This window comes from Flavobacterium psychraquaticum (assembly GCF_034497725.1).
Lineage (GTDB): Bacteria > Bacteroidota > Bacteroidia > Flavobacteriales > Flavobacteriaceae > Flavobacterium > Flavobacterium psychraquaticum.
In genome coordinates this window covers 195,991-221,543 of the sequence record NZ_JAXKVR010000030.1, presented here as the reverse complement: position 1 = coordinate 221,543, position 25,553 = coordinate 195,991, and the positions used below count along the sequence as shown (strand labels likewise).

At 33.9% G+C, this 25,553-nt stretch carries 21 protein-coding genes; 9 read left to right on the top strand and 12 right to left on the bottom strand.

The annotated features are described in order from the left end of the window. Nucleotides 1-64: 64 nt before the first annotated feature. The 9 genes from T1L09_RS10720 to T1L09_RS10680 form a co-directional block, all read right to left on the bottom strand. Nucleotides 65-3,280, bottom strand: a complete 3,216-nt coding sequence (locus tag T1L09_RS10720) for a type ISP restriction/modification enzyme (protein WP_322550958.1) — start codon at nt 3,278-3,280, stop codon at nt 65-67. Between the two features lie 727 nt (nt 3,281-4,007). After that, nucleotides 4,008-4,391 (bottom strand): HU family DNA-binding protein, encoded by a 384-nt coding sequence (locus T1L09_RS10715; RefSeq protein ID WP_322550957.1) that lies wholly within the window; start codon nt 4,389-4,391, stop codon nt 4,008-4,010. A gap of 342 nt (nt 4,392-4,733) precedes the next feature. After that, nucleotides 4,734-5,504: an endonuclease/exonuclease/phosphatase family protein gene (locus tag T1L09_RS10710; protein WP_322550956.1), complete on the bottom strand. Its 771-nt coding sequence runs from the start codon at nt 5,502-5,504 to the stop codon at nt 4,734-4,736. A 133-nt stretch (nt 5,505-5,637) separates the two neighbouring features. Then, nucleotides 5,638-6,150 carry a hypothetical protein gene (locus T1L09_RS10705; protein ID WP_322550955.1) on the bottom strand — a complete coding sequence of 171 codons (513 nt, stop codon included), beginning with the start codon at nt 6,148-6,150 and terminating at the stop codon, nt 5,638-5,640. A gap of 41 nt (nt 6,151-6,191) precedes the next feature. Further along, on the bottom strand, nt 6,192-7,352 hold the full coding sequence (locus T1L09_RS10700; protein ID WP_322550954.1) for a metal ABC transporter permease: 1,161 nt from the start codon (nt 7,350-7,352) through the stop codon (nt 6,192-6,194). Then, nucleotides 7,345-8,469: a metal ABC transporter permease gene (locus T1L09_RS10695; RefSeq protein WP_322550953.1), complete on the bottom strand. Its 1,125-nt coding sequence runs from the start codon at nt 8,467-8,469 to the stop codon at nt 7,345-7,347. Before T1L09_RS10695 ends, T1L09_RS10700 begins: the two co-directional genes overlap by 8 nt. A 1-nt stretch (nt 8,470) precedes the next feature. After that, nucleotides 8,471-9,205 (bottom strand): metal ABC transporter ATP-binding protein, encoded by a 735-nt coding sequence (locus T1L09_RS10690; protein WP_322550952.1) that lies wholly within the window; start codon nt 9,203-9,205, stop codon nt 8,471-8,473. Next, a complete protein-coding gene (locus T1L09_RS10685) occupies nt 9,205-10,116 on the bottom strand; it encodes a metal ABC transporter solute-binding protein, Zn/Mn family (RefSeq protein WP_322550951.1) in 912 nt (303 codons plus the stop codon). The genes T1L09_RS10690 and T1L09_RS10685 overlap by 1 nt, the downstream gene beginning before the upstream one ends. Before the next feature lie 365 nt (nt 10,117-10,481). Beyond that, a complete protein-coding gene (locus T1L09_RS10680) occupies nt 10,482-12,395 on the bottom strand; it encodes a S9 family peptidase (RefSeq protein WP_322550950.1) in 1,914 nt (637 codons plus the stop codon). Nucleotides 12,396-12,480: 85 nt separating this feature from the next. Here T1L09_RS10680 and T1L09_RS10675 point away from each other — a divergent pair, with 85 nt between their 5' ends. Then, nucleotides 12,481-13,743 carry a dicarboxylate/amino acid:cation symporter gene (locus tag T1L09_RS10675; protein ID WP_322550949.1) on the top strand — a complete coding sequence of 421 codons (1,263 nt, stop codon included), beginning with the start codon at nt 12,481-12,483 and terminating at the stop codon, nt 13,741-13,743. 1 nt (nt 13,744) lies between these two features. Beyond that, a complete protein-coding gene (locus T1L09_RS10670; protein ID WP_322550948.1) occupies nt 13,745-14,446 on the top strand; it encodes a DedA family protein in 702 nt (233 codons plus the stop codon). A gap of 78 nt (nt 14,447-14,524) precedes the next feature. On the opposite strand, the gene T1L09_RS10665 is transcribed toward T1L09_RS10670, so the two are convergent. Next, nucleotides 14,525-15,151: a murein L,D-transpeptidase catalytic domain-containing protein gene (locus tag T1L09_RS10665; protein ID WP_322550947.1), complete on the bottom strand. Its 627-nt coding sequence runs from the start codon at nt 15,149-15,151 to the stop codon at nt 14,525-14,527. A gap of 262 nt (nt 15,152-15,413) precedes the next feature. Between T1L09_RS10665 and T1L09_RS10660 the strand changes: the two genes are divergently transcribed. From T1L09_RS10660 to T1L09_RS10630, 7 genes are all read left to right on the top strand, one after another. Then, entirely contained in the window at nt 15,414-16,526 is a 1,113-nt protein-coding gene (locus T1L09_RS10660) for an NAD(P)/FAD-dependent oxidoreductase (protein ID WP_322550946.1), read from the top strand. A gap of 1 nt (nt 16,527) precedes the next feature. Beyond that, a complete protein-coding gene (gene mtgA, locus T1L09_RS10655) occupies nt 16,528-17,292 on the top strand; it encodes a monofunctional biosynthetic peptidoglycan transglycosylase (protein WP_322550945.1) in 765 nt (254 codons plus the stop codon). Nucleotides 17,293-17,356: 64 nt separating this feature from the next. After that, nucleotides 17,357-18,157, top strand: a complete 801-nt coding sequence (locus T1L09_RS10650) for a TIGR00266 family protein (RefSeq protein ID WP_322550944.1) — start codon at nt 17,357-17,359, stop codon at nt 18,155-18,157. Between the two features lie 78 nt (nt 18,158-18,235). After that, nucleotides 18,236-18,682 carry a hypothetical protein gene (locus T1L09_RS10645; protein ID WP_322550943.1) on the top strand — a complete coding sequence of 149 codons (447 nt, stop codon included), beginning with the start codon at nt 18,236-18,238 and terminating at the stop codon, nt 18,680-18,682. A 397-nt stretch (nt 18,683-19,079) separates the two neighbouring features. Then, a complete protein-coding gene (locus T1L09_RS10640; RefSeq protein WP_322550942.1) occupies nt 19,080-19,913 on the top strand; it encodes a hypothetical protein in 834 nt (277 codons plus the stop codon). Continuing rightward, nucleotides 19,910-21,910, top strand: a complete 2,001-nt coding sequence (locus T1L09_RS10635) for a DEAD/DEAH box helicase (protein ID WP_322550941.1) — start codon at nt 19,910-19,912, stop codon at nt 21,908-21,910. The genes T1L09_RS10640 and T1L09_RS10635 overlap by 4 nt, the downstream gene beginning before the upstream one ends. 225 nt (nt 21,911-22,135) lie before the next feature. Continuing rightward, nucleotides 22,136-22,714 carry a hypothetical protein gene (locus T1L09_RS10630; RefSeq protein ID WP_322550940.1) on the top strand — a complete coding sequence of 193 codons (579 nt, stop codon included), beginning with the start codon at nt 22,136-22,138 and terminating at the stop codon, nt 22,712-22,714. A gap of 170 nt (nt 22,715-22,884) precedes the next feature. On the opposite strand, the gene T1L09_RS10625 is transcribed toward T1L09_RS10630, so the two are convergent. Both T1L09_RS10625 and T1L09_RS10620 read right to left on the bottom strand, forming a co-directional pair. After that, on the bottom strand, nt 22,885-23,358 hold the full coding sequence (locus T1L09_RS10625) for a hypothetical protein (protein WP_322550939.1): 474 nt from the start codon (nt 23,356-23,358) through the stop codon (nt 22,885-22,887). A 78-nt stretch (nt 23,359-23,436) separates the two neighbouring features. After that, nucleotides 23,437-25,494, bottom strand: a complete 2,058-nt coding sequence (locus T1L09_RS10620; RefSeq protein ID WP_322551559.1) for a prolyl oligopeptidase family serine peptidase — start codon at nt 25,492-25,494, stop codon at nt 23,437-23,439. Nucleotides 25,495-25,553: the final 59 nt, after the last annotated feature.

Here is a 25,553-nt window from a genome sequence, read left to right as displayed (position 1 = left end):
CTTTCAGCTTATCCATCTTAACGCTTCTTTTTAGAATTTCTCACACAATAGTGATTAGAACCTTCTAAATCGCGATTGCATCAAGCTCCTTCATAATCCTATCCGTTTCATGCAATGCCACAATAATTTTTTGATAATGCAAAATATCTTCATAACTCAATTCACGGTCTTTGCGGTCTTTGAGCCATTTTTGAGCAGGTTGGTAACCGCCAATGTAAAAGTTCCAAGCTACTTCAGGAACGTTGGCGAAATATTGCGTTTCGTTAATATAAACGTTTCCATTTTTATAAGTTGGTTTTGTTACAATATTGTCACCATCTTCAGGATATTGAGTGATATATTTTTCAGTTGTTGGACTTTCTAACAAATGGATTTGTCTTAGTTCACTTCCTAGTTCCACAAGGTGCCAAAATGTTGCTCCGTCTTTTGGATAGGGAACTCGTGGAAAATCTATTTTTAAAAATTCTTTATAAGTTTCTCGATAGGTTGGTGAGTGTAGAACCGCATAGATATAATCCAACAAGTCAATTGGAGCAAACGTGGTTCTAAACTCTGAGCGTACTTCTTTATTATTTGCCAAACAAACATTTCCTTCTTCTTTTTCAGGAATAAATTGTAAACCCAACCCTTTTGCAATATCATTTACAATTCCTATGTTAAGGTTAGGCTTACGAACGACTTCGTTTAATAAACTTTGTTGTGTTGTACTTTCGGGATAAAGATAGAGAGGGAAAGTATAGCCAGCACCAAACTTGCCAGCTGTTCCAGTTAAATTTAAATTACAAATAGTATTTGTTAAAAAAACATGTTTAAAGCCTTGGGAAGCTTGTTTTGAAACAACTAATCCAATGTTTTCGTTATTGATAAAATTTCTCATAACTTCTTTTCTTGGATAGGAATAAAAACCTTTTGTTGTTCCCGTATAAAATGTTGTTCTTAAATCGAATGGTTTACAGGCTATTTTAACAAAATTACCTTCATTCTTTTTTAAATCTTCAATTGCAAATGAAACTTTCCAATCTCTTGTGTCTTCAGAAATATTGTATTTTTTTCTTATTGTTTCGGCTTCAAGATTTTTAAAATCATGAATTATATTTTCTAAATACTTTTTGTCAAAAGTAATGGTTATATCTTCTCTTGCAGTTACTACTCCAACAGAATTAGTTTGAAATAACTTATCTATACTTATCCCATCATCATATACATCTTGCACATCAAAATCTTTGTCTTGAAAAAAATAATTTGGAGAAACATTAGGTAGTTTTTTATATCCGATTGTTTTCAGTGAATTATTTGATAAGAAATCATATTTCAATTCTCTTTTTCCATACAAATCATAATGAAAAACTTCTGCTAAATCATTTTCTTTTTTCTTTCCTGTTTTTACAAATAAATTAATTGAAACCCCTTGCATGATGTCAAAAACGTTTTGGTCAATAGAACCATCTGGAGCCGTTTCTTTTTTCTTACTGTTGCCGTGTAAATCTATAGTGTAAATTTTATCATAGGTTTTTAGTAAATTCCAACGCATTCCTCTAAATGTTGGGTTGTCTAAAAAGCCATGAGGATTGATGAATGCTAAAATTCCACTTCCGTTTTTATCAATAAAATGTTGCCCAAAACGTATAAACTTTACATAGTCATCATTTATCCATTTTGGGTTTCGTTCTTTTAATTTCTCTTTGCCTCCTGGTTCTTTTTTATAATCTTCCATTAGGTTCATAATCCATTCTCCTTTATTGGCACTTTCACCACTATAAGGCGGATTTCCAATTACTACCATTACAGGTGCGTCACGTTTTATGGCGTTGGCTTGGTCGGCTTCGTCAGATAACCAACTACTAAACAGGGTTTGTGTGTCAGGGTGCGCTTCTTCTAATGAGTTGGTTAAAAATATTTTAAAGCGTTGGTCGTCTGTTGGCTTGTAACCTGTTTCAGTTAATAGCATATCCATTTTCAAATGTGCCATGGCATAACTCGCCATAAGCAACTCAAAGCCGTTTAAACGAGGGATGAGGTCATTGGTTACATATTTACTCCAAATACCTTGTTGTCCTTCAAATTTCTTATGTATGTGTTTTACTACTTCGGCAAGGAAAGTTCCTGTTCCTGTAGCTGGATCAAGAATTTGTACTTTGTGTACCTCAATTTCAGTTTCAACTTCTTTAATTTTAGAATTAGCTCCCGTTCCTGTTTGAGTTACGCTTTTTTGTTTTATTTTAGTCTTACTTGTGTCGGCTAATCCTTGTGGTAAATTAAACTCTGTTTTTAGAATATCATCGACCGCACGAACAATAAAATTAACTACAGGTTGAGGGGTGTACCAAACTCCTCGAGCTTTTCTTAATGCGGGATTATATTCACCTAAAAAGGTCTCATAGAAATGTACTACAGGATCTTCTTGCTTTGTGCTCTTCCCGAAATTCTTCATAATGTCGGCAACATCACTCGCAAGAAAAATATTTACCAACTCATCTACAATCCAAACTAAACGAGTATCTAAATCATAACCCGCAATATCCTGAAATAATTTTCGTAAAAATGGGTTACTCTTAGGAATTAATTGTGATGCTTCCATACGTGAAAAATCCCCTAAACTAGGATCGTGATATCGAGCCGCAAACATACCGTAAGCAATGGTTTGAGAATAAATATCTGAAAATGCTTTGTTGTCAATGTCGTGAATTAGCATTTGTTGAAACGAAAGCATTTGCGATTTTAGTTGCGAGCGTTTCCCTTCAGTATCATCATGGTTTAAAGATTTCTCAATAATATCAGCCATTAAACGAGCTTTACCCGCCATCATCTTTGCTAATTTAGTCGGTGACTTAATCGTTTGAGAAACGGTTTGTGCAAAATTTTGGATAAGGTGTGTAAATTCATCAAAGTTTTCAGTTAATGGAATTATTGAACCATTATCCGCTTTTGCTATGGCAATTTTTGTAGTTAATTCTCCATCTTTATAAAAATGGAAATCCATATAATCGGTAAAAATTAGATTTGATAAACCCGCTTTATAACGATCAAACTGTTCCTTAAGTGTCTTACTTCCTAAATCTACTCCAATATCTTTTGCTTCAATATAACCAACAGGAATGTCCTTTCGTGTCAATACATAATCAGGAGCACCACAATCAACTCTAGCGGGTTCATTGGTTACCAGAACGTCTGGTAAAATTGCCATGATTAGGTTTTGTAAGTCTCCACGATAGGAGTGCTCTCTTGCGTTGCCTGTTTTGTACAGGATGTTTATTTTGTCAATATATTGTTGTAGTGTCATTATGTGGAATAGATTTCCGTAAATATAAGAAAACTACTAATTATAAAAAGCAGTGTGGCGCTATTCTAAAAAATAAATGTATAAAATATAATAAAACCAAATAATTTGGTTTCTTTTATCGGATGGATCGTCTAGCGAAGCGTGGGTTTTTATAACAGTAAGACGTTTTTTTTAAAGAGGAAGTTCTCCGCTTTTTCAGTTAAAAAACGAATTCATTTTAAGAAAATAGGGTAGCCTCTTGTGGTTTTGGTGCTTATAAAAAAGACCTTTTTTTGGTGTTAAAATGTAAAATTTTTTACAAAAATAGTAAAAGAAGTTTTATATTTGAGCATTAAATTCGATAGAGTATCTGGAAATACTCGAGGTCTTATTATAAAATTACGCTCAAAAACAGGGTTTCTAGCTCCATTTTTTGAGCTTTTTTTATGTGTTTTTGGCACTTATTTAGTCAAAAAAAACAGCGATTTAATAAGGACAACAAAGTTTTTTAAAAGCACAAGGCATCGAATTTTCGGTAAAAACGATCCATTTTCTTAAAAAGCACTTTTTTAAACGTGTCCCGACGTTTTTTACAAGTCATACGAACGAAGCAAGCGCCTGATGCGGACGAAACTTTTATTTGACGCGGACGAAATTGTTAGGATTGTAACAATTTTTTACAAAAAAAGACCCCGAGCACTGGAATACTCGAGGTCTTACTACAAAATTACGCTCAAAAACAGGGTTTCTAGCTCGCTTTTCTAAAGGACAAATCCTTCAATAAAGAACGTAATCGTTTTCCAGGTCGAAATAAAATTCGGGTTTTAACAATGGCCCCAGAAGTTACTTCGGCAGCAGTGTCTTTTCCTTCTGAACTTACTCCAATTTGAAAATTGCCTAGACGGCCTAGTTTCACAATGCGACCTTGCTCTAATTCGCTAATGATGTTGCGCTCTAAGGACAACAACACAGCATAGCAGTCTGATTCCGTAACCGTGCATTGATACGAAATTTGCTCGGCTAGTTTGTCTAAATCAGTTTCTCCGTCTGCAATGGCAGCGGCATAAAATTTTTCAGGCGCTAACAGGTCCTGAGGGTTCTTTCTTGGAAGAACTTTGTACTTTACACTCATGATTTAAGGTGTTAAAGGTTAAAATAGAATTGTTTTTGTCATAGTGCACTAACTCCGGATTTATGCCTAACCGACAAGTACAAAGTTTATACTTTCAAATGACAAATGAAAGCCCAACTTGTTCACAATTAAGGCAAGTTTTTAACATTGTTCGGCATCACTAGGTTAATTGCTGCGTATTCTTACAGGTCTAAAATACAGCGATTTGTGTTTTTTTCGCTTTGTTGAAATACCTAAATTTTCCATTGATAGCAAGGCTTGAGCACGATTTTCCATATTTTTTAAAAAAGCGCTTTTTTGCTGTTTTTGAGTGTTCTTGATGGACTAGTTTTTTGGTATCGTTTAGCGGCTTGAGTTAGGATTCGTTTCCACTAGGTCGCTAAACCAAATTTCAGTCGTTATGGGGATATGGTCTGAAATTTTCCGAGCGTCTTCCAAGGTTTCAAAAGTGGTATAAAAATGAAGTGCTTCTGAATTCTTTAGGCTTATTTTAGTTGCATCATACCAAATATTATCAAATTCGGAAGCTAAACATTCAGCCTCTTTACAGGATTTCTTTAAAGATGTCTTTTGATTGATGAAAGCACTTTTATAGCCCATTTTCTTCAACGGATTAAAAACGGTATGCGATTGCGGACAATTGAAATCACCCACAAAAATCAGATTTAAAGTCGGATATAAAGCAGGTAAATATTTGAAATATTTAATTTCTGTCTCTGGTTGCATTTTCTTAGTAATCGCGTGAAAGTTTGCCAGCGTAAAATTATTTCCTTGATATTCAAACGTGCAATAATAAGGTTCTCGGTCAATTTGTGAAGCATATTGCTGTTCTAACCAAGGGTTGCCAATCTTCTTGACAACTTTTGTTTTCCATAAAAAGGCATACCGTTCCGTTTTATAAGCACTACTACTTGTAGGGTCGCTTACCACATAATCCCATGTAGAACCTGTACGATTCAGTTCGTCGGCAAGTTTGGCTACTGCTTGTGCACCGCCATAGCCTGCCACAATTTCTTGCAAAGCAATTACGTCAAACTCTTTTGATAGGGAAGCAATAAAAGAGATGGTTTCCGGTGCTTTAGATTTGCCTAAGTTTTCTACATTCCAAGACATAATCTTAACTTGTGAGTAGCTAAAAACGGAAAAAATGAATAGGAATATTATAAGTAAACGAGAAGTTTTCAAGGCACTATATTTTGAGGTCCAAAACTAAGAAAGTCTTTCGATTAAAACTAATGCATCGGGTTTAACCCAAATGTTTGATCAAATTTTCAATTTCCATTTTTTGATCTTCGTATTTCAAGCGCAACGGAATTTCATTTTCAGAACGATCATAGTACACAAATGCTTTTGTAGCAAAATATTTTTGATGATAAGCCGATGCCTTTGGAATTAAGGGAAATTCTTTGTGAAATAACATCTCATAATAAGCTTGCCATTCGCGTTCGTTTTTGTCTTGCATAGCAATTTCAGGCGATTTTTGTTTCACGTGCATCATTTCGTGCGCCAGTAAATTTAGCATAAGAACAAGCGGATATTCAAAAGTGTTTTCTGGAATACGGATGATTTGTGGTTGGCCAATTACGCCTTCCGTTGTCATTAGAATGAATGCTGGTTTTGCGGGTTCTCTAAACGCAAAGCCTGCAAAATTTGGATCTTCAATTTCGTAAACTCTTAAAAGCCACAAAGCCGCTTCTTCCGTTAAGCTATGCTTGTGAAAAACTTTAATAGTGCGTTCGATATCTTCAAAAGGAATCATAAAGGCAATATTTTTTACTAATTTCTAAATTTATTCGAATCTTATCCTCTAAACAAAAAGAAATCATCTTTCATGTCTTCAATTAGTGCATCTTCATTAGTGATGATGTAATTAATAGCTCTGCTTGTGAATTTCGTGCCTTTTTCAGTAAGCGAAACAATATTGTTGTCAATCGTCACTAAATTGTTTTTTTGAGCTAAATTTAATACGGCCTTACTTCGCACTTTTTGCCAATTGATATGTTCGTTCAAGTGATTTACATGGCGTTCTTCAACTTCCGTGTGATTGGTAAGATGTAAAATAAAAGTGATTAATGACACTTCTAGTCGCTGTTGTTTTTCGCGATATAAAACGGCGAATAATCCTTTGCTTGGCGCGAATAAATACACTGCTAAAAATACTAAACCTAACATTGTTGTAATACTTCCTGCAATTGAAGCATCTAAATAGTTGGCCGCCCAATAGCCCGAAATCGCACTAAAAACACCAAAGAAACAAGCTAACGCAATCATCTTCTTCAAGTTTGTAGTCAGTAAATAGGCGGTTGCGGCAGGAGCAATCATTAAAGCGACCACCAAAATAGCACCAACAGCATCGAAAGCTCCAACTGTCGTAACCGAAGCAACACTCATCAATCCATAATGCAATATTGCAGGCGAAAATCCTAAAGAAGTGGCAAGTCCGGCATCAAATGTGCTCAATTTAAGTTCTTTATAAAACGCAAACAAAAGACCAAGCGTAATAGTTAAAATTATTCCAATTACCCAAAGTGATTTCGGACCAAAATCCATATCATTATAATACAAACGATCAAAAGGAGTAAAGGCTAATTCCCCTAAAAGTACGGCATCAATATCGAGATGGACATCATTGGCATATTTCGCAATCATAAGCACACCAATACTGAATAAAGCCGGAAAAACTAATCCAATCGCGGTATCCTCTTTTACTAATTTCGTTTGCTGAATTTTTTCAACCATTACAACAGTTAAAACACCAGTTATTGCGGCTAATAAAATTAATAAGGGCGAATTTAAATCTTGAGTGATAAAAAACCCAACAACAATTCCAGGTAAAATAGAATGGCTAATTGCATCGCTAATCATTGCCATTTTTCGAAGTACCAAAAAAGTTCCTGGAATCGCACAAGCAATTGCGACTAAACTGGCGATAAGCTGTATTTCAAATTGTGCGTTAGTCATCGTTTAGATTTTGATTATACATAGTTGTCGCTGCTTCCACACCTTCCGGCGTTAAACTCCACATTTCACCTTTTAGCGTAACATAGTTTTTATTGACCAGTTGCCGCAAGCCTTTTCGACTATATCCTTGAAAATTATTTAAAATTTTAATGGCGTGCGGATGCGAAACATCTTCGTGATCTTCCACAATATGATACATAAATGTCAACGTTTTTTGAAGTTCCAAAGCATTTCGGTTTTGAATCAAACGTATTTGTCTAAAAAGTAAGCCTCGCTTTGGCGAGAATATAAACGATAGTAATACAAAAGTTGAAGCTACTAAAACAATTACAGGTCCAGTCGATAAGTTATTTTGAGTTGAACTTATAGCCGTTCCAAAAACACCGGCACTAGCTCCCAAAATAGCCGCAAGAAAAACCATTAATCCTAAGCTATTAGTCCATTGTCGTGCAGCAGCAGCTGGAGCTAACAACATAGCACTCATTAAAACGACGCCAACCGTTTGTAATCCTAAAACGATAGCAAGTACAATAAAGGTTGTGATTAAAATATCTATAAATTTAGTATTGAAGCCCAAAGTTTGAGCGTAATCTTTATCAAAAAGTAAAATTTTGAATTCTTTCCAAAAGAGGAGGAGTACGATTAAACACAATCCCGTGACGATACTCATCAACCAAACATCGCTTTCGACTAATGTGGCGGCTTGTCCAAAAAGATATTTATCTAATCCCGCCTGATTGGCATTCGGTTGCTTTTGAATAAAGGTCAACAAAAACATTCCAAATCCAAAAAATACGGATAGAATAAGTCCTAAAGCAGTATCCGACTTTAAATGTGTTTTTGTAGTAATTCCTCGAATCCATAAAGTGCCGAGGAGTCCACTAATTAAAGCACCAATTAGAAGAATATTCGTGTCTTTTGAGCCTGTAATTAGAAACGCCAAAGCAATGCCTGGCAAAGCAGCGTGTGAAATTGCATCGCCCAATAAACTCTGTTTTCGAAGCACCGCAAAACTACCCAACATTCCCGTTACGCCACCTAAAACGGCAGTTCCTAACGTGATGGTGCGAAGCGTATAATCGCTAGAAGCAAGTTTTATATAGTCAAGTACATCCATATTATTTCTGAATACTAACTTTGTAATTGATGCCGTAAGTCTTTGTTAAATTGTCATCATTAAAGATATCTTTAACAGGACCAGTTGCAATTTTCTTAACATTTAGAAAGGTCACCCAGTCAAAATACTCTGGAACAGTTTGCAAATCGTGATGCACTACCACAACGGTTTTTTTTGCTTTTCGAAGTTCTTTTAAAATGTTGATAATCGCAACTTCTGTAGTGGCATCAACTCCTTGAAAAGGTTCGTCCATAAAGTAAATTTCGGCATCTTGAACTAAAGCTCTTGCTAAGAAAATTCGTTGTTGTTGCCCGCCCGAAAGTTGACTTATTTGACGGCTTTTAAATGAAAGCATTCCCACTTTTTCAAGTGCTTCCAAAGCTCTTTTTTTCTCATTGGCTCCGGGTCTTTTAATCCAACCTAAACTGCCATAAGTTCCCATCATCACTACATCCAATGCTGTTGTTGGAAAATCCCAATCTACACTTCCTTTTTGAGGAACATAAGCAACTTTTTTGCGTTGGGAATCATAAGGTTTGTCAAATATGGTTACACTTCCCGCGATGGGTTTCAAAATTCCTAATATCGCTTTGATTAAGGTCGATTTCCCAGCACCATTTGGACCTACAATTGCCATCAAAACCCCTTCCGGAATCTGTAAGTCGATATCCCAAAGCACTGGCTTGTAGTTGTAAGCTACCGTTAAGTCATCTACTTTTACTGCTATTTTTTCCATTATTTTAGAGCGTTCACGATGGTGTGCACATTAAATTTAAACATTCCAATATAAGTTCCTTCTGGAGTTCCGGGATTTCCCAAAGCATCGGAAAATAAAGTACCGCCAATTACAACTTCGTGATTTTTCGAATTCACGGCGGCTTGCAAAGCTTCTACGGTTCTTCTAGGAACTGAACTTTCTATAAATACCGCTTTAACTTTATGGTCAATAATATAAGCAGCAGTTTTCTGAACATCTTGAACACCTGCTTCTGTTGCGGTTGATAGTCCTTGCAAACCCACAACATCAAATTTGTACGCTTTTCCAAAATAATTAAAAGCATCGTGAGCCGTAACTAAACGACGTTTATCTTCAGGAAGTGTGGCGATTTCTGCTTCTATTTCTTGTTTTAATACTTTTAATTTTTCTAAATAGATTGCCGCATTTGCTTTAAAATATTCTCTCTGTTCTGGAAGTGCTTCTGAAAGTTGCTTTTCGACATAAATTGTAATTTGTTCCCAATTCTTAACATCAAACCAAATATGAGGATCATAATTCGATGCAAAAAGAGTAGAACCTATTAATTCTTTTTTATCCAAAGCATCTGAAACCGCTATGGTTTTTATTTTTTGACGTTTCATTTTTTCGAAAACTTCAACTAATTTTCCCTCTAAATGAAGTCCGCTATATATAATCATATTAGCGTTGAATAGTTTTGAAACATCGCCTTCACTGGCTTTGTAAAGATGTGGATCTACTCCAGCACCCATCAAACCTTGCACTGCTACTTTGTCACCACCAATGTTTTGCACGAGATCAGTAATCATAGAAGTCGTGGTTACGATATGGAATTTACCGTCTTTTGGTCGGGTGTCTTTGCAACCCACTAGTGAAGCACTAAAGAGCACAAGTAAGATGAATTGTTTCATAAGTTGAATCATTTAATGCGAAGTTATAAAAAAAAAGATGATTTATAAATCTTTTTTTAGTCGCAACTAAAAAAATAATCCGATTAAGCGTAATTTTAAAACAATAAACGTAAATGAAGATGACAATGAGTTCTTTACTTCTTTAGTTTTTTCTAACCTATGAATAACTTAAACACTAAGTTAGTATATTTACTCATTGCTTTTAGAATTCAAAGCAAAAAAACCACCTCGTGATGAAGTGGTTTTTTTTGGTATGTTTTCTCCGTATTAAGAATTTTTATTTTTTCTTATTTACTATATTAATTTCTTTTTGCAAGCAACACAATTGATTTTTGAAATTGCCATTGCCATTGCCATTGCCATTCCTACAGCGTTTCTTTCAACCAGCCAAAAAATTCTTTTTGCCAAACCATCGCATTTTGAGGTTGTAAAACCCAGTGATTTTCGTCTGGAAACAACACGAATTTACTTTTAATTCCTCTTAGTTGAGCCGCTTGAAAAGCTTCTTGTCCTTGTCCAATGGGCACACGGAAATCTTTCCCACCTTGAATAATTAAAATTGGCGTGTTCCAATTATTCACCTTATTAATTGGGTTAAATTCATTGTATGTTTTCTGTGCAATGGCATTTTCTTTTTCCCAATAAGCACCACCAGAATCCCAATTCGAAAAGAAAACTTCTTCTGTTGTTCCGTACATACTTTGCGTATTGAAAACCCCACAGTGCGAAATAAATGTTTTGAATCGGTTTTGGTGAATTCCCGCTAAATAAAACACGGAATAACCGCCATAACTTGCTCCAATTGCTCCTAAACGAGCTTTGTCAACATACGATTCTTTAGCCACGTCATCAATGGCTGATAAATAATCATCCATTACTTGTCCGCCCCAGTCGCCACTTATTTTTTCATTCCATTCCACACCGTGTCCTGGCATTCCTCTTCTATTTGGTGCTACAATAATATAACCTTGTGAAGCCATTACTTGTAAATTCCATCGAAACGAATAGAATTGCGTTAAAGCACTTTGTGGGCCACCTTGACAATATAAAAGTGTTGGATATTTCTTTGTTTTATCAAAATTTGGAGGTAAAACTACCCAAACTAACATTTGTTTGCCGTCTGTTGTAGTAACCCATCTTTTTTCAGATTTGCACATTGCGATATTGCTATACATCGCATCATTTACTTTCGTTATTTGTTTCCAAGATTTCTTTTTCAAATCATACGAAAACACTTCAGTAGCATGATTGTGATCGGTTCTAGTTACTAACACGCTAGTTCCCACAAAACCAACGATTGAATTCACGTCGAAATCACCGTCCGTCAATTGCGTAACACGAATTGCAATTCTTGTTAAACCAGGGAAATTTACTTCAAAAAGTTGTTTGCTTCCTTTAATTGGTGCTACAAAATATACTTTTTTTCCATCTGCTGACCAAGTAAACGCATCAACAGTTCCGTCCCAATGTGCCGTTAAATTTAAATCAACACCTTTATGACGCACGATAATATCATTTTTATCGGCTTCATATCCATCGCGCTTCATTTGCAACCAAGTCAAATCACCATTTGGAGAAAATTGAGGCGCTAAATCATATCCTAAATTTCCTTCGGTTAGATTTTTAGTGATTTTTGAAGCGACATCATATTCATATAAATCGGTGTTTGTGGAAGTCGCATAAGCGGTTCCTACTTTTTTCTTACTTACATAAATTACTTTTGAACCATCCGGCGACCAAATATAATCTTCATCTCCGCCAAAAGGTTTTTGCGGCGAATCATAAGGTTCGTTTGGCATAATATCATAAGGAGCAATCACTTTGATATTTGGAGCACCAATGGTTTCTATAAAGACGTGGTTATGCGAACCTTCATTCCAAGTGTCCCAATGGCGATAATCTAAACCATTATAAACTTGAGCAGTTGTTTTAGTTAGTTCGGGATAAACATCAGTTCCTAGTATTTTTTCCACTTTTACTTCCTGCGAAATTAATTTCAATTTTCCGTTCGATGAAACATTTTTATCGGCTAAAAGTGAAGCATAATCTTCAATTTCTGAAGCCGTTCCACCCTGAAGAGGAATGCTGTAAAATTTGGAATTTATTTTGTTTTCGGCCATATCTGGCGTACCTACTTTGTAGATTAAAAGCTTTCCGTCTTTTGAAATTCCCAAAGGAGAAACCCTTCCCAATTGCCAAAGCATTTCCGGCGTAAGATTTTGCTGTGCTAATGTGCTCATACTTAAGACGCTGAAAATGAATAAAATAAATTTTTTCATCGTTTATATTTTTAAATCGTGGTTAAATATAAGACTATTTAAAAAAAATATGCTTATTTTCACAATCTTAAATGAAAATGGAACAATGAAAAAACTAGCATTACACTGGCAAATATTACTTGGAATGATCACCGGAGTATTATTTGCTTTTATATTAATTCAATTTGCTTGGGGAAAAGATATTATCGTTGATTGGGTAAAACCATTCGGAACGATTTTCATAAATTTATTGAAATTAATTGCTGTTCCACTGATTTTAGGTTCGTTAATTAAAGGGATTTCTGACTTAAAAGACATTTCGAAATTATCCCAAATGGGTGGACGAACCATTGGATTATACGTTTTAACCACCGTTTTGGCGGTTTCCATCGGACTAGTAATTGTAAATGTAATAAAACCCGGAAGTTATATTTCGGAAAAAACCAGAACGGAATTGGTTTCTAATTATACTACTGATGCGAATTCTAAAATTGAAGCCGCAGCAGTACAAAGACAAGTTGGACCTTTACAATCATTAGTAGATATTGTTCCTGATAATATTTTTAAGGCTGCAAGCGATAATGGAAACATGTTGCAAGTTATTTTCTTTGCCATTATTTTTGGAATTGCGATGATTTTACTTCCTGAGTCACAATCGAAACCTGTCAAAGACTTTTTTGATAGTTTCAATGAAATTATCTTAAAAATGATCGATTTGATAATGCTTTTTTCTCCGTTTGGAGTCTTTGCATTATTAGCCGCAATTGTTGCCGAATCACCAAGTTTAGATTTATTCAAAGCACTTGGAATGTACGGATTAACAGTTTTATTAGGACTTGCTTTAATGATTGGAGTGTATTTGTTAATTGTTAAAGTTTTCGCTAAAAAAAGTGCTTCGTTTTTCCTTAACGGAATTTCGCCAGCCCAATTATTAGCTTTTTCAACAAGCTCAAGTGCAGCAACTTTACCTGTTACCATGGAACGAGTTGTTGATAATTTGGGCGTTGATGATGAGGTGGCGAGTTTTGTGTTACCAATCGGAGCCACAATAAATATGGACGGAACGAGTTTATATCAAGCAGTTGCTGCGGTGTTTATTGCACAAGCTTTTGGTATGGATTTATCGTTAGGCGTTCAATTAGGAATTATAGTAACAGCCACTTTAGCTTCTATAGGAAGTGCCGCTGTTCCTGGTGCTGGAATGGTAATGCTAGTAATCGTATTAGCTCAAGCCGGAATTCCAGAAGCGGGATTGGCCTTGATTTTTGCCATTGACCGACCTTTAGATATGTGTAGAACTACTGTTAATGTTACCGGAGATGCTGCAGTGGCAATGGTGGTAGCCAAATCAGTAAATAAATTAGAATAAAATGAACGATTTCCATTGGACCAAGCTCTTTAATCCCGAATTCTATATCACTATGGAAGTTGGCGGTGTGCCGATTGGAATTTACATGGTTTTGTTCATTGTTTTTGCCGAAACTGGATTGTTTGCTGGTTTTTTCTTACCCGGCGATAGTTTGTTGTTCCTTTCTGGAATTTACAGCCGCGAATTAGTAGAAACCTTTTTCTTAATCCCGAGTGATTTGTCTAATGTTACTGTTTTAGCCTTATTAATAGCCGTGGCGGCCACTTTAGGAAACATTTTTGGTTATTGGTTTGGCTCTAAAAGTGGTCAGTTTTTATACGATAAACAAGATAGTTTCTGGTTTAAAAAGAAATATTTATACGAATCCCAAGCCTTCTTCGAAAAACACGGAGGTATTGCAATTATTTTTGCAAGATTCTTACCTATCGTTAGAACGTTTGTGCCCATTATTGCCGGAATTGTGCACATGCCAAAAGGAAAGTTTATGTTTTATAACGTAATCAGTTCTATACTTTGGTCCTTCCTTTTAGTCTTTGCTGGACATTATTTATACGGATTTTTCTTATCTGAATTTGATATCGATTTAAAGAAACACATCGAAACTATTATTCTTATTTTAATTGCAATTACATCTTTTCCTTTGGTGATGAAAGCTATTAAATCTAGAAAGAAATCAGTGAAAGCGGAAGAAGATAAAGGGTAGTAATTCTCCACTTAAATTTTTTAAGAATCACGATTATATTTACAAAAATTCATATTACTTTCTACGAATAGCTTATTGCTATTCAATAATCCAGAGTAAAACTGGTTTTTCAGTTGCTTGAAGTTTTTTATCCAAAACTTGCATAAATTCATCGGAAACTGCAGGACAACCCCAACTTAGGGGCGAATATTTCGGAAATATTTCTTTGTTTTTAACAGCAGACCACGAATGAAGCACCACTACACGTTCCACAGCATTTTGGTTTGAAGGTTCTAAACCGTGAAGCCAATATTTTACGTGAATTCCCCAACTGCTGTAATCTCTTTTTCCAATTTTATATTTCCCTTTAGAAGAACAATGACTGTTTGCTTTATTGCTAAATTTTACCTTTTCCCATTTGGTATCGTTGTCTTCAAATTTATCACAACTGCCGTGAGTAGTTAATTTTTTGTCTGTCACTTTTTTAGCGTCAAAATCATAAATGAAGAAGCGATTTTTACCGGAGTGAATACTCAAATCCACTAAAAAATAATACCCTTCATTAAAACCTTCTTGTTTGCAATATTGCAAAGCTTCTTCGTGTTTTGAAGCATAATTTTTGCTATTTTCTTCCAACGGTGCCGTTGAAAACAATTTGAAACTATCGTTTTGACAATTTAAAAAAATAAAAGAAGTAAAAAAGAATAGGAAGATTTTTATAAGCATAGCGTAGAATTGGAAAACTTAAAAAAGTTGATTATATTTTGTTTAGCAAGGAATATAGGAGGGTTTTACCAGTTTTAATAGAAGAAACTAGCTATATTATCAGCTATTTATTTTGTCCGAAAAACGTATTCGTTACAAATAAAAGAAATAAAATAGAGCAAAATCGCATAGTGGTGGCTTTGGTTAAGAAACGCAAATAACTTAAATTATTGTATAAATATAAAACTAATTAGTATTTTTACTTCGATAAAAACAGCTAGAAATGCAACTCAGTTATTGGGAATTAAAAAATTGGTTTACGAATGTTGATTTCACCATTGTAGGAAGCGGAATTGTTGGTTTGCACAGCGCTTTGGCTTTGCGGGAACGATTTCCAAAAGCTAAAATTCTAATCTTAGAAAAAGGAAGTTTGCCGCAAGGCGCTAGTACAAAAAATGCGGGTTTTGCTTGCTTTGGTAGCATTTCAGAAATTATCGACGATTTAAAAAGTCATACGGAGGAAGAAGTTATTCAGCTCATTCAAAAACGTTATGCGGGTTTACAATTGCTTCGAAAGAACTTGGGTGACGAAGCCTTGGATTTTAAGCTTTTGGGCGGATACGAATTGTTTTTAAAAGACGATGATGCGTTTTATGAGCAATGCCTGCAGCAAATTCCATTCATCAATGAAGTCATCAAACCATTATTTAAAACCGACGTTTTTTCGAAAGAAGTAGATCGCTTTAATTTTGGAAATATTTTCGAATACTTAATTTTCAATCCGTTCGAAGCCCAAATTGATACCGGAAATATGATGCAAGCCTTGTTGAAAAAAGCACATCAAAACGATATTCTAATTTTAAACAATCAAACGGTTACCGATTATCAAGAAACTACCGAAAATGTGGAAGTGGTTACGAACGGAATTACCTTTAAAACTAATAAACTGCTATTTACTACGAATGGTTTTGCATCGAAAATAACTAATAATCAAGTGCAACCAGCAAGAGCACAAGTTTTGATTACAAAACCAATTCCAAATCTCGATATAAAAGGAACTTTTCATTTAGACCAAGGGTATTATTATTTCAGAAACATTAACGATAGAATTCTTTTTGGTGGCGGTCGAAACTTAGATTTTGAAGGCGAAACGACCACTTCACACGATACTACTAAATTAATTCAAAACCGATTGGAAGCACTATTAAAAACGGTAATTTTGCCCAATCAAGATTTTGAAATCGAACATCGATGGAGCGGCACCATGGGAATTGGAAATCACAAAAAACCAATCATAAGCCAACTTTCAAATCACGTTTATTGTGGCGTGCGATTAGGCGGAATGGGCGTCGCAATTGGCAGTTTAGTTGGACAAGAATTAGCAGATTTAGTATAATATGGCAAAAAAAGTTACTCCAGTTGCAAAGAAAAAACCAGCAACAAAAAATACAACTCCAAAAAAGAAACCAACAAAGAAAAGAACTTTAGGTCAAAAGATCTTACGCTTCTGTTTATTGGCGTTTATGTGGTTCAATATCATAAGTTTTTCATTGGTTTTATTGTTCAAATTTGTGCCCGTTCCGTTTACACCTTTAATGGTTATTAGAGCGATGGAACACGATGACGAAGGAAAAAAAATTACCTATAGTCACGATTGGATTCCTATTGAAGAAATTTCCTTAAACCTTCAAAAAGCAGTAATTGCTAGTGAAGACGGTCATTTCTTAGCGCATGCAGGTTTTGATGTGGATGCTTTGTATAATGCGTATAAAAGCAATAAAAAAGGTAAAAAACTAAAAGGCGGTAGTACCATTTCACAACAAACGGCTAAAAACGTTTTTCTATGGCAAGGAAGAAGTTATTTGCGAAAAGGTTTGGAAGCTTATTACACCGTTTTAATCGAATTGATTTGGGGTAAAAAACGCATTATGGAAGTCTATTTGAACAGTATTGAAATGGGCGATGGCGTTTATGGTGCCAAAGCAGCTTCAAAACACTGGTTTCGAAAAGATGCGAAAAGCTTAACGCGATATGAAGCCGCTGCAATAGCAGCAATTCTGCCGAATCCTAGAAAATTTAAAGCTTCAAACTCTTCCTCCTACATCAACCGTAGAAAAGCAAGAATTAGCAAAGAAATAGGTTATGTGAAACTTGATTATTAATTTTATGCGCGAATAAATGTAACGATTTAAGCATTTTACTGTCAAATTACTAAAACAAAACGATATGAAAGCACACGAAATAGATTATCAGATTTTTGGTGAAGAAATGCAATATGTGGAAATTGAATTGGATCCGCAAGAAATTGTAGTTGCCGAAGCAGGAAGTTTTATGATGATGGACAACGGTATTAAAATGCAAACTATTTTTGGCGATGGTAGCGAAAAAGAAGACGGTATTTTAGGAAAACTTTTATCTGCTGGGAAACGTGTTTTAACAGGCGAAAGTTTGTTCATGACCGCATACTTAAACGTGGATCAAGGCAAACGAAAAGTATCTTTTGCTTCTCCCTATCCCGGAAAAATTGTACCGATTGATTTGAACAAGTACGGTGGGAAATTTGTTTGTCAAAAAGATGCGTTCTTATGTGCTGCAAAAGGTGTTGCCGTAGGAATTGACTTTTCTAGAAAACTAGGAAGAGGATTGTTTGGCGGCGAAGGTTTTATCATGCAAAAACTGGAAGGTGATGGAATGGCATTTATTCACGCTGGTGGCACATTAGCCCGAAGAGAATTACAAGCGGGTGAAGTTTTAAAAGTAGATACTGGTTGCATCGTTGGCTTTACTAAAGACATCGATTATGATATTGAATTTGTCGGCGGCATAAAAAATACAATATTTGGAGGCGAAGGCGTTTTCTTCGCAACACTTCGTGGTCCTGGAGTTGCTTATATTCAATCATTACCCTTTAGTAGATTAGCGGATAGAATTATCGCATCAGCGCCAAAAGCGGGCGGAAGCAGTAGAGACGAAGGCAGTTTGTTAGGCGGTTTAGGAAGAGTTTTAGGCGGTGACAACCGATTTTAATTTAACAATATTTTATACATTGATTATCAAGTGATTAGCTTTTATAATTGTAATTTAGAATTCTAAAACCTTACCACTATGAAAAATGCTATCGAAATTAAGAACGGTTTTTTACTGTTTATGGCCTTAGGAGTTTATTTTCTTCTAATGAATGCGCTCGGATTTGCTAATAATGCAATTTTAAGAAGCTTTAATGCGTTGCTTATTTTGTATTTTATCAATAGAACAATAACTTACAAAATAGAAAACGGTACCCTTGATTTTTTTGATGCGTTTTTTGCGGCTTTAAAAACGGGTGCTTTAGGTGTGTTGCTAAGCATGATTGGTCTTGTAGTATTTGTACAATTCAATGGCGGTGAAATGTTCCTAAAAGAATTATCAGGATCCTTATTTTTTGGTAGAGATTTAGGCGTAATCCCTTATGCTGCTGCGCTATTTTTTGAAGGAATTGCCTCGGTTTTAATAGGTGTCTTTTTACTAATGCAATACCGCGGCAAACAATTATACAACCCAAAATTAGAATAACAATTTTAAAAATAAATTGGTTTACATATAAGAATACTAAAGAATCCCGATGCGAATCGGGATTTTGTTTTTTTTAAGATTTTTGACAGGTGTTTTGTGCTTTTAAACGAATACACAATGTTAGAATCCGTTATGATTTAAAATTTTTTATATGTTTGCTGAGGAAATGTGCGGATTTTTGAATTAAAGGTTCGTGTGTTTGTAAGTTACAGCCAAGCCTAGTGCATATTCAGGCATTTAACACTATTGTATAATTAAAAGAGCTATTTTTCTCATCTAAAAGCAATGAAATTGAGGAGTTAGCTGAACTGAAAGATTTTTTACTAAAAAGAGGAGTAATCTTGGAGTAAAAAAGCAATGAAATCTTTAACCAAATCTAAAAACTTTAGAAATATAAATGTCTTTAACCATATCAAATAAAACGAAAAGTAAATGCTGTAGATATGAATTTAGTGTCTATGCACATACCTTGACATTACCTGATTTAGATCATTACATTCTTAATATTCTATACGATGAAGCAAAATTGAATTATTTGTTTCAAGTTAATGAACCTTTAAAAATAGAGGATAGAATTAAGCAACTACAAAGATTTATCGGAAATCCTTTTAGAAATAGAGAAGAAAAAGTCCTCGATGCAGAAATTCAAAAAAACATTGATGACAATAACACGAAACAATCTTATTATACTTTTTTTGCAGAAGCTTTGTTAGCAAGACTTAATATTGATTTTATTGACAATAGATTAATTACTGGTGTCTTAAATATTGGTGACAATATTAGTGTTACAGGTCACGGTGCAGATAATTGTATGTATTCTGATGATTTTTTGGTTTTAGGAGAAGCTAAGTTTTATGGTGATTTATATGGAGGTGCTTATAAAATTGTTAATGATAAGTCGTTTATTAGCAAACTTGAAGATTATATATCTAAGATAAATGGTTCCAATAGTATTATAATTAAAGGTATAAATGGTGATATTACAACCAAAACAGAAGATGAAATAAAAAAAATGCCTTTAATTTTAACTGGATTTGTTTTACATACATTAGAAACTCCTATTACAATTTATGATAAGTCTTATAAATTAGTCGATAAAATTAATATTAAGGGCTTTCCGTCTCACAATAAAATACATATATATCATTTACCAATTGAATCAAAAAATGATTTGATTTTTAAAGCACAACGTAAAGCTTTAGACTTAATAATTGAATTGAAAATGTTATGATAAATCAAAAAAACAGAGAGGATCTTATTAAGCTCTTGGACGAATCAAAAGATAATGTTTCGATTGAAGATTTATTTTTATTCGATTTATCTCCATATTATGAAGAAAAAATTGATGATTCATTTTTTTCAAAACAACTTGAATTTATTCAAGAAAGAAATTTGTTGAGTCACAATCCAAATATTTCATTCACATCTGAACAAATCAATATTTTTAAAAAAATTATTGAAAATAAAAGGAGCATAGTGTCTGCACCGACAAGTTTTGGAAAGACTATGCTTATTAAGGAATATATAAATAACTATCAGCCAAATAAAGTTGTATTTATTGTTCCTACTAATTCTTTAGCAGATGAATTGTTAGATGATTTTAAAAACTTGTTTGAAAATATGGATTATACCATTTTTGACTCTATTAAAAATCTAGAAACAATTAATGAAAAAAGTATTTTTATCGGTACACAAGAGAAATATTACAATCTAATTCAATTCTATGGTAATATTGACTTATTTGTTATAGACGAAGCATATAAACTTACTGATCCAATAAAAGGTAGTAGAGAAGTTATCTTAAATCGCTCTTTCATAGATACTTTAGAAAATTCAAATAAAATTATCTTATTAATGCCATTAGTTAATTCACTAAGCGGTTTAGAGCATTTAAATTTTGAAATTTTAAAATCAGATTATGCACCAGTTGCAAAAAGTTTTCAGTCAATTAAAGATTTAGATAAAAAAATTAATGAAGCAATAAATGAAAATAAAAAACCAAATCTTGTTTATTTCAGTTCACCAAAAAAGCTTGAAGAATTTTATATTAAAAATTTAAAAAACATTAATATTCCTATCGTAGTAAATGATAATTGGGTTAAAAGAGTTGAAGAAGATTTCCATTCAGATTGGTTACCAATCAAAGCTTTAAAATCAGGTATTGGAATACATTATGGTCCAATGCCCAAATTCATTCAGAAAAAAGTAATTGAACTTTTTAAAACAAGAGCAATAAATAATATTCTTGCCACAAACTCTATTATCGAAGGTGTAAATACTCCAACAAAAAACATTTATATAGCAAACTCTAATGACATATTAGGAAAAAATGATTTAGTTAAGTTTAAAAATTTGATTGGCAGAGCCGGAAGATTAGGAGAGCATAAAGTAGGTAATATTTTTTATCGAGAAGAACATCAATCGCAATTTGAAAATGCTAATTTATCCTATGAAGAAATTGATATTCAATTTGTCATCGAGAATAGAGCAGAGATTATAGAAATCAATAGAGAGGATGATAGTGAGGTAAAATTAAATCCTAAAGATGAGAATTGCGATGAAAATAAATCTACTTTAAAAAATTTATTAGAAAACTCTAATTATTCTAATGTACCTCATTTGGAAGTAAGTAAAGTACTAAACACGCATGGGTTTACTTTTAACCAATTAATAACTTTAATTAATTACATAAAAGAGAAAGACAATTTATTTCTACTTGGAATTATTGGAAAAATAAATAAAGGAGGAATAGATACGAAAGCATACAATATTGCTTTAAATCATAAATTCAAATCATTCAATGAAATGGTTGAAGAGTTACATCTTTTAAAACCTAATGAAAAAAAATCCAAAATCATATCCACACTTATAGACATGATATACAGTGTTTTACCATTTAAAATAATACCATTGCTAAATTTTACAATAGATATCAATGATCTGTATAAAGAATATAATTTAAAAAGTTTACTAAAAGATGAAGTAATAAGAGAGGCGAAGATTAGAAAAGCTCAATTTTACAGCAAATTTATTGGTATCGAGAATCCTACTCATGAATCTTTAGTAATTGTAAATAAATTATTTGAATATGGAATTCCTTATCAAAGAGTGAAGCCTTATTTAATGGAAATAACAGAAAATCTCCCAAATAAATTTTCAATTCATGACATTAAGTACATAATAAATAATTCTATTAAAATGAATGATTTGCGGGTTTATTTTGAATGATGTATTATAAAAAAACTATTAAGTAATTACTTGTAGTTTTCATAAATATTTAATTAATATACTCGATGGACAGAAGGCCAGTTTTTAACCACGGTTTTGGAGAATGGCGAGGCAAGGATTTATCATCAACACAAAAGATATTTAATTTAAAGTTTTATTTATATTTGTGAAGCCTAGGTCTTGGCCCATTTCCACTTCTGGCCGCCGCACACCTTTGTCATCATTATGAAAAAAATCACATCAATAATCATATTTTTTATAATCAGTTCTTTTTATAGCTGTCAAGAAAATAATATTACCGAAATATATAACAAATGCTACTCCGAAGAAGTTACAGTTGATGGAATTTCAATAAAACATTACATAAAAGGATTTGAAGCAGAACTTATCAAAAGTAAATTACTAAAAGACTCAACTGGAAAAAGTTATAATGATTTTTTTTACGAATTATCAAACTATGACTACATAGTGTTGGAAACCAAATATTCGTTCTTAGATAGTGTAAAAGGATTGGAATTTGATGGTGTTTTAGATTGTCCGTTAAAAATAAGTTCACATAAAGATTATCCAACTACTATTTTTGGAAAGCTTGGAAGATATATGAAAGGGAATAATGGTAATCACGACGGATTTTTTGAAGCGCAACCAATCGACTCAATTTTCAACGAAAAAACTTTTGAATTTGACTATATAAAACATAAACTTTTTAATGTGATAAAGGTATATGATAAAAGCAAATACGAAAGTGGAACTATACTTTGTAAGACTGAAAACTGTCCTGAAAGGAAGATAACGTTAAATTAAAAACCTTGCCTAACAGCCTTTTTTCAAAATTGCCAATTTTGTCGTTCATTCATATTTATCTTTCGCAAGAAATTTTATATTTAACCAAACCAATCTGTCCCAAATTCCACAACCCTCAAAAACTTAAAACTTTCAGAACTATCCAACCCTAAAATCAACTCACGAAATAACTACCCCAACGGCCTCAAAGTATTACTATAAGTAACCACATATTTGAATTTTCCGTTACTTACTTTTTTCATAATATAAATGTACTTGTATTTTACCGCTTTTGCAGTGGGGATTGCTACTTCTTGTCCGGTTCTGATGTCTTTTATAACAGCATCACTTTGGTTGCTGATGCTGAAATAAGTGGCAATTCGGGTATTTAAATTGGTAATTGGGTAATCGGAGAAAATTACTTTGCCGCTTTGCGTAACTTGGATTTTCTCGCCTTTGTAGGTTTGCGTCAAAACCAAAACACTTTTGTTAGCATTCTTAGCATTTACTTCGGCTAAAATTCGTGCCGTTTCTGCTTTTGAAGCACTTCTAAAGTCATCGCGTGCTAAGGTTTCTACTGGATTCTCAACTGCTTTTGTGGTCGATTTACAACTCTGGAATCCAAGCGTCAGTGCCATTGCGGCTATAATAATTATCTTTTTCATACTAGTTTAAACCCCTAAAATAAGGATTTATTGCATAAAAAAAGAGTCCGAAGACTCTTTTTGGAAATTTTTAACTTTTTATTTCAAGGTTTTTATACCCATATTGTAAAGGGTGAACACTTGCATATCCACATTTTCTTGAATCGTAGCGGCTACTGATTTTCCAGCTCCGTGACCTGCATTGACATCAATTCGAATTAAAACTGGATTAGGTCCCGTTTGTTTTGCTTGCAATTCGGCAGCAAATTTAAAACTGTGTGCTGGCACTACGCGGTCATCGTGATCACCTGTGGTTACCATAGTTGCCGGATATTTTGTCCCTGCTTTTACATTGTGAACTGGCGAATAGCCTTTTAGGTAAGCAAACATTTCTTTCGATTGTTCAGAAGTTCCATAATCATAACCCCAACCTGCTCCAGCGGTAAACGTGTGGTAACGCAACATATCTAAAACACCAACAGCTGGTAACGCTACTTTTATTAAATCGGGACGTTGTGTCATCACAGCTCCCACTAATAAACCACCGTTTGAACCTCCTTTTATCGCTAAATAATCAGGCGAAGTGTATTTTTCTTGGATTAAATAATCGGCAGCCGCAATGAAATCATCAAATACATTTTGCTTCTTCAATTGTGTTCCGGCATCGTGCCATTTCTTACCGTATTCGCCACCACCGCGTAAATTCGCGACAGCGTAAATTCCTCCATTTTCTAACCAAACCGCATTTGCAATACTAAAAGCAGGTGTTAAACTGATATTAAAACCACCATAACCATATAAAATTGTTGGATTTTGTCCGTTTAAAACGGTTCCTTTTTTATAAGTAATGATCATTGGCACTTTTGTACCATCTTTCGAAGTATAAAACACTTGTTTCGATTCGTAATCTTCCGATTTGAAATCTACTTTCGGTTTTTGATATATTTTCGATTTTCCGGTTTTCGCATCGAAAGAATACGTTGTTCCTGGAGTTACATAATTCGTAAACGAGAAATATAATGTGTTTTCTTTCTCTTTTCCACCAAAACCTCCGGCTGTTCCAATACCTGGCAATTGAATATCACGCACTAATTTTCCGTTGTAATCATATTGTTTGATGAACGAAACCGCATCTTTCATATAACTTGCGAAAATAAAGCCGCCACCTGTATTTGGCGAAAGTACATTTTCAGTTTCTGCGATGCAATCTTTCCAATTTTCTTTAGCAGGATTTGCCAAATCAAAAGTTACAATACGTTTGTTTGGTGCGTTATAATTCGTAACCAAATATATTTTCGAACCTTTATTGTCTAAAACGTTGTTGTCGTTTTCATAATTATCAATCAAAGTAACGATTTTACTGTTTGGATTTGATAAATCCTTGTAATACAATTCGTTTCCAGAAGTAGAATTCGCAGCCGAAATGAATAAATACTTTTCATCTTCAGAAACGCCTCCACCAACATATCTTCTTTTTACATCGGCACCAAAAATCAATTGATCCGCTTTTTGAGGTGTGTTTAATTGGTGATAATATAATTTGTGTTGGTCCGTTTTTGCCGATAATTCGCTTCCAACAGGTTTGTCATAACTTGAATAATAAAAACCTTCATTTTTGTACCAAGAAACGCCACTAAATTTCACATCAATAATAGTATCGCCAATGATTTTCTTCGTTTTTGCATCTAAAACAATAACTTTTCTCCAGTCACTTCCGCCTTCTGAGATGGAATAAGCAACTAAACTTCCGTCTTTACTAAAATTCAATCCGCCTAAAGACGTTGTGCCGTCTTTTGAAAAAGTATTAGGATCTAAAAAGATTTCTTCTTTCCCTTTTTTATCTTTTCGGTATAAAACCGATTGATTTTGAAGGCCATTATTTTTGTAGTAATACGTGAAATCGCCTTCTTTGAAAGGAGCCGAAATTTTCTCGTAATTCCACAATTGTTCCATTCTCTTTTTTAACTGATCTCTGTAGGGAATTTGCTCTAAATAGTTATACGTAACTACGTTTTGCGCTTTTACCCAAGCTTCCGTTTCCGGACTCCTGTCGTCTTCTAACCAACGATAAATGTCGTTAATTTGTTCGCCAAAATACGTATCCACGTGATCGATTTTCTTGGTTTCAGGGTAATTGATTTTTGTTTGTGCGTTCATAGATAAAGTACAAACAATAGCTGAAAGTGTTATTGTTTTTTTCATAATTAAATAGGTGT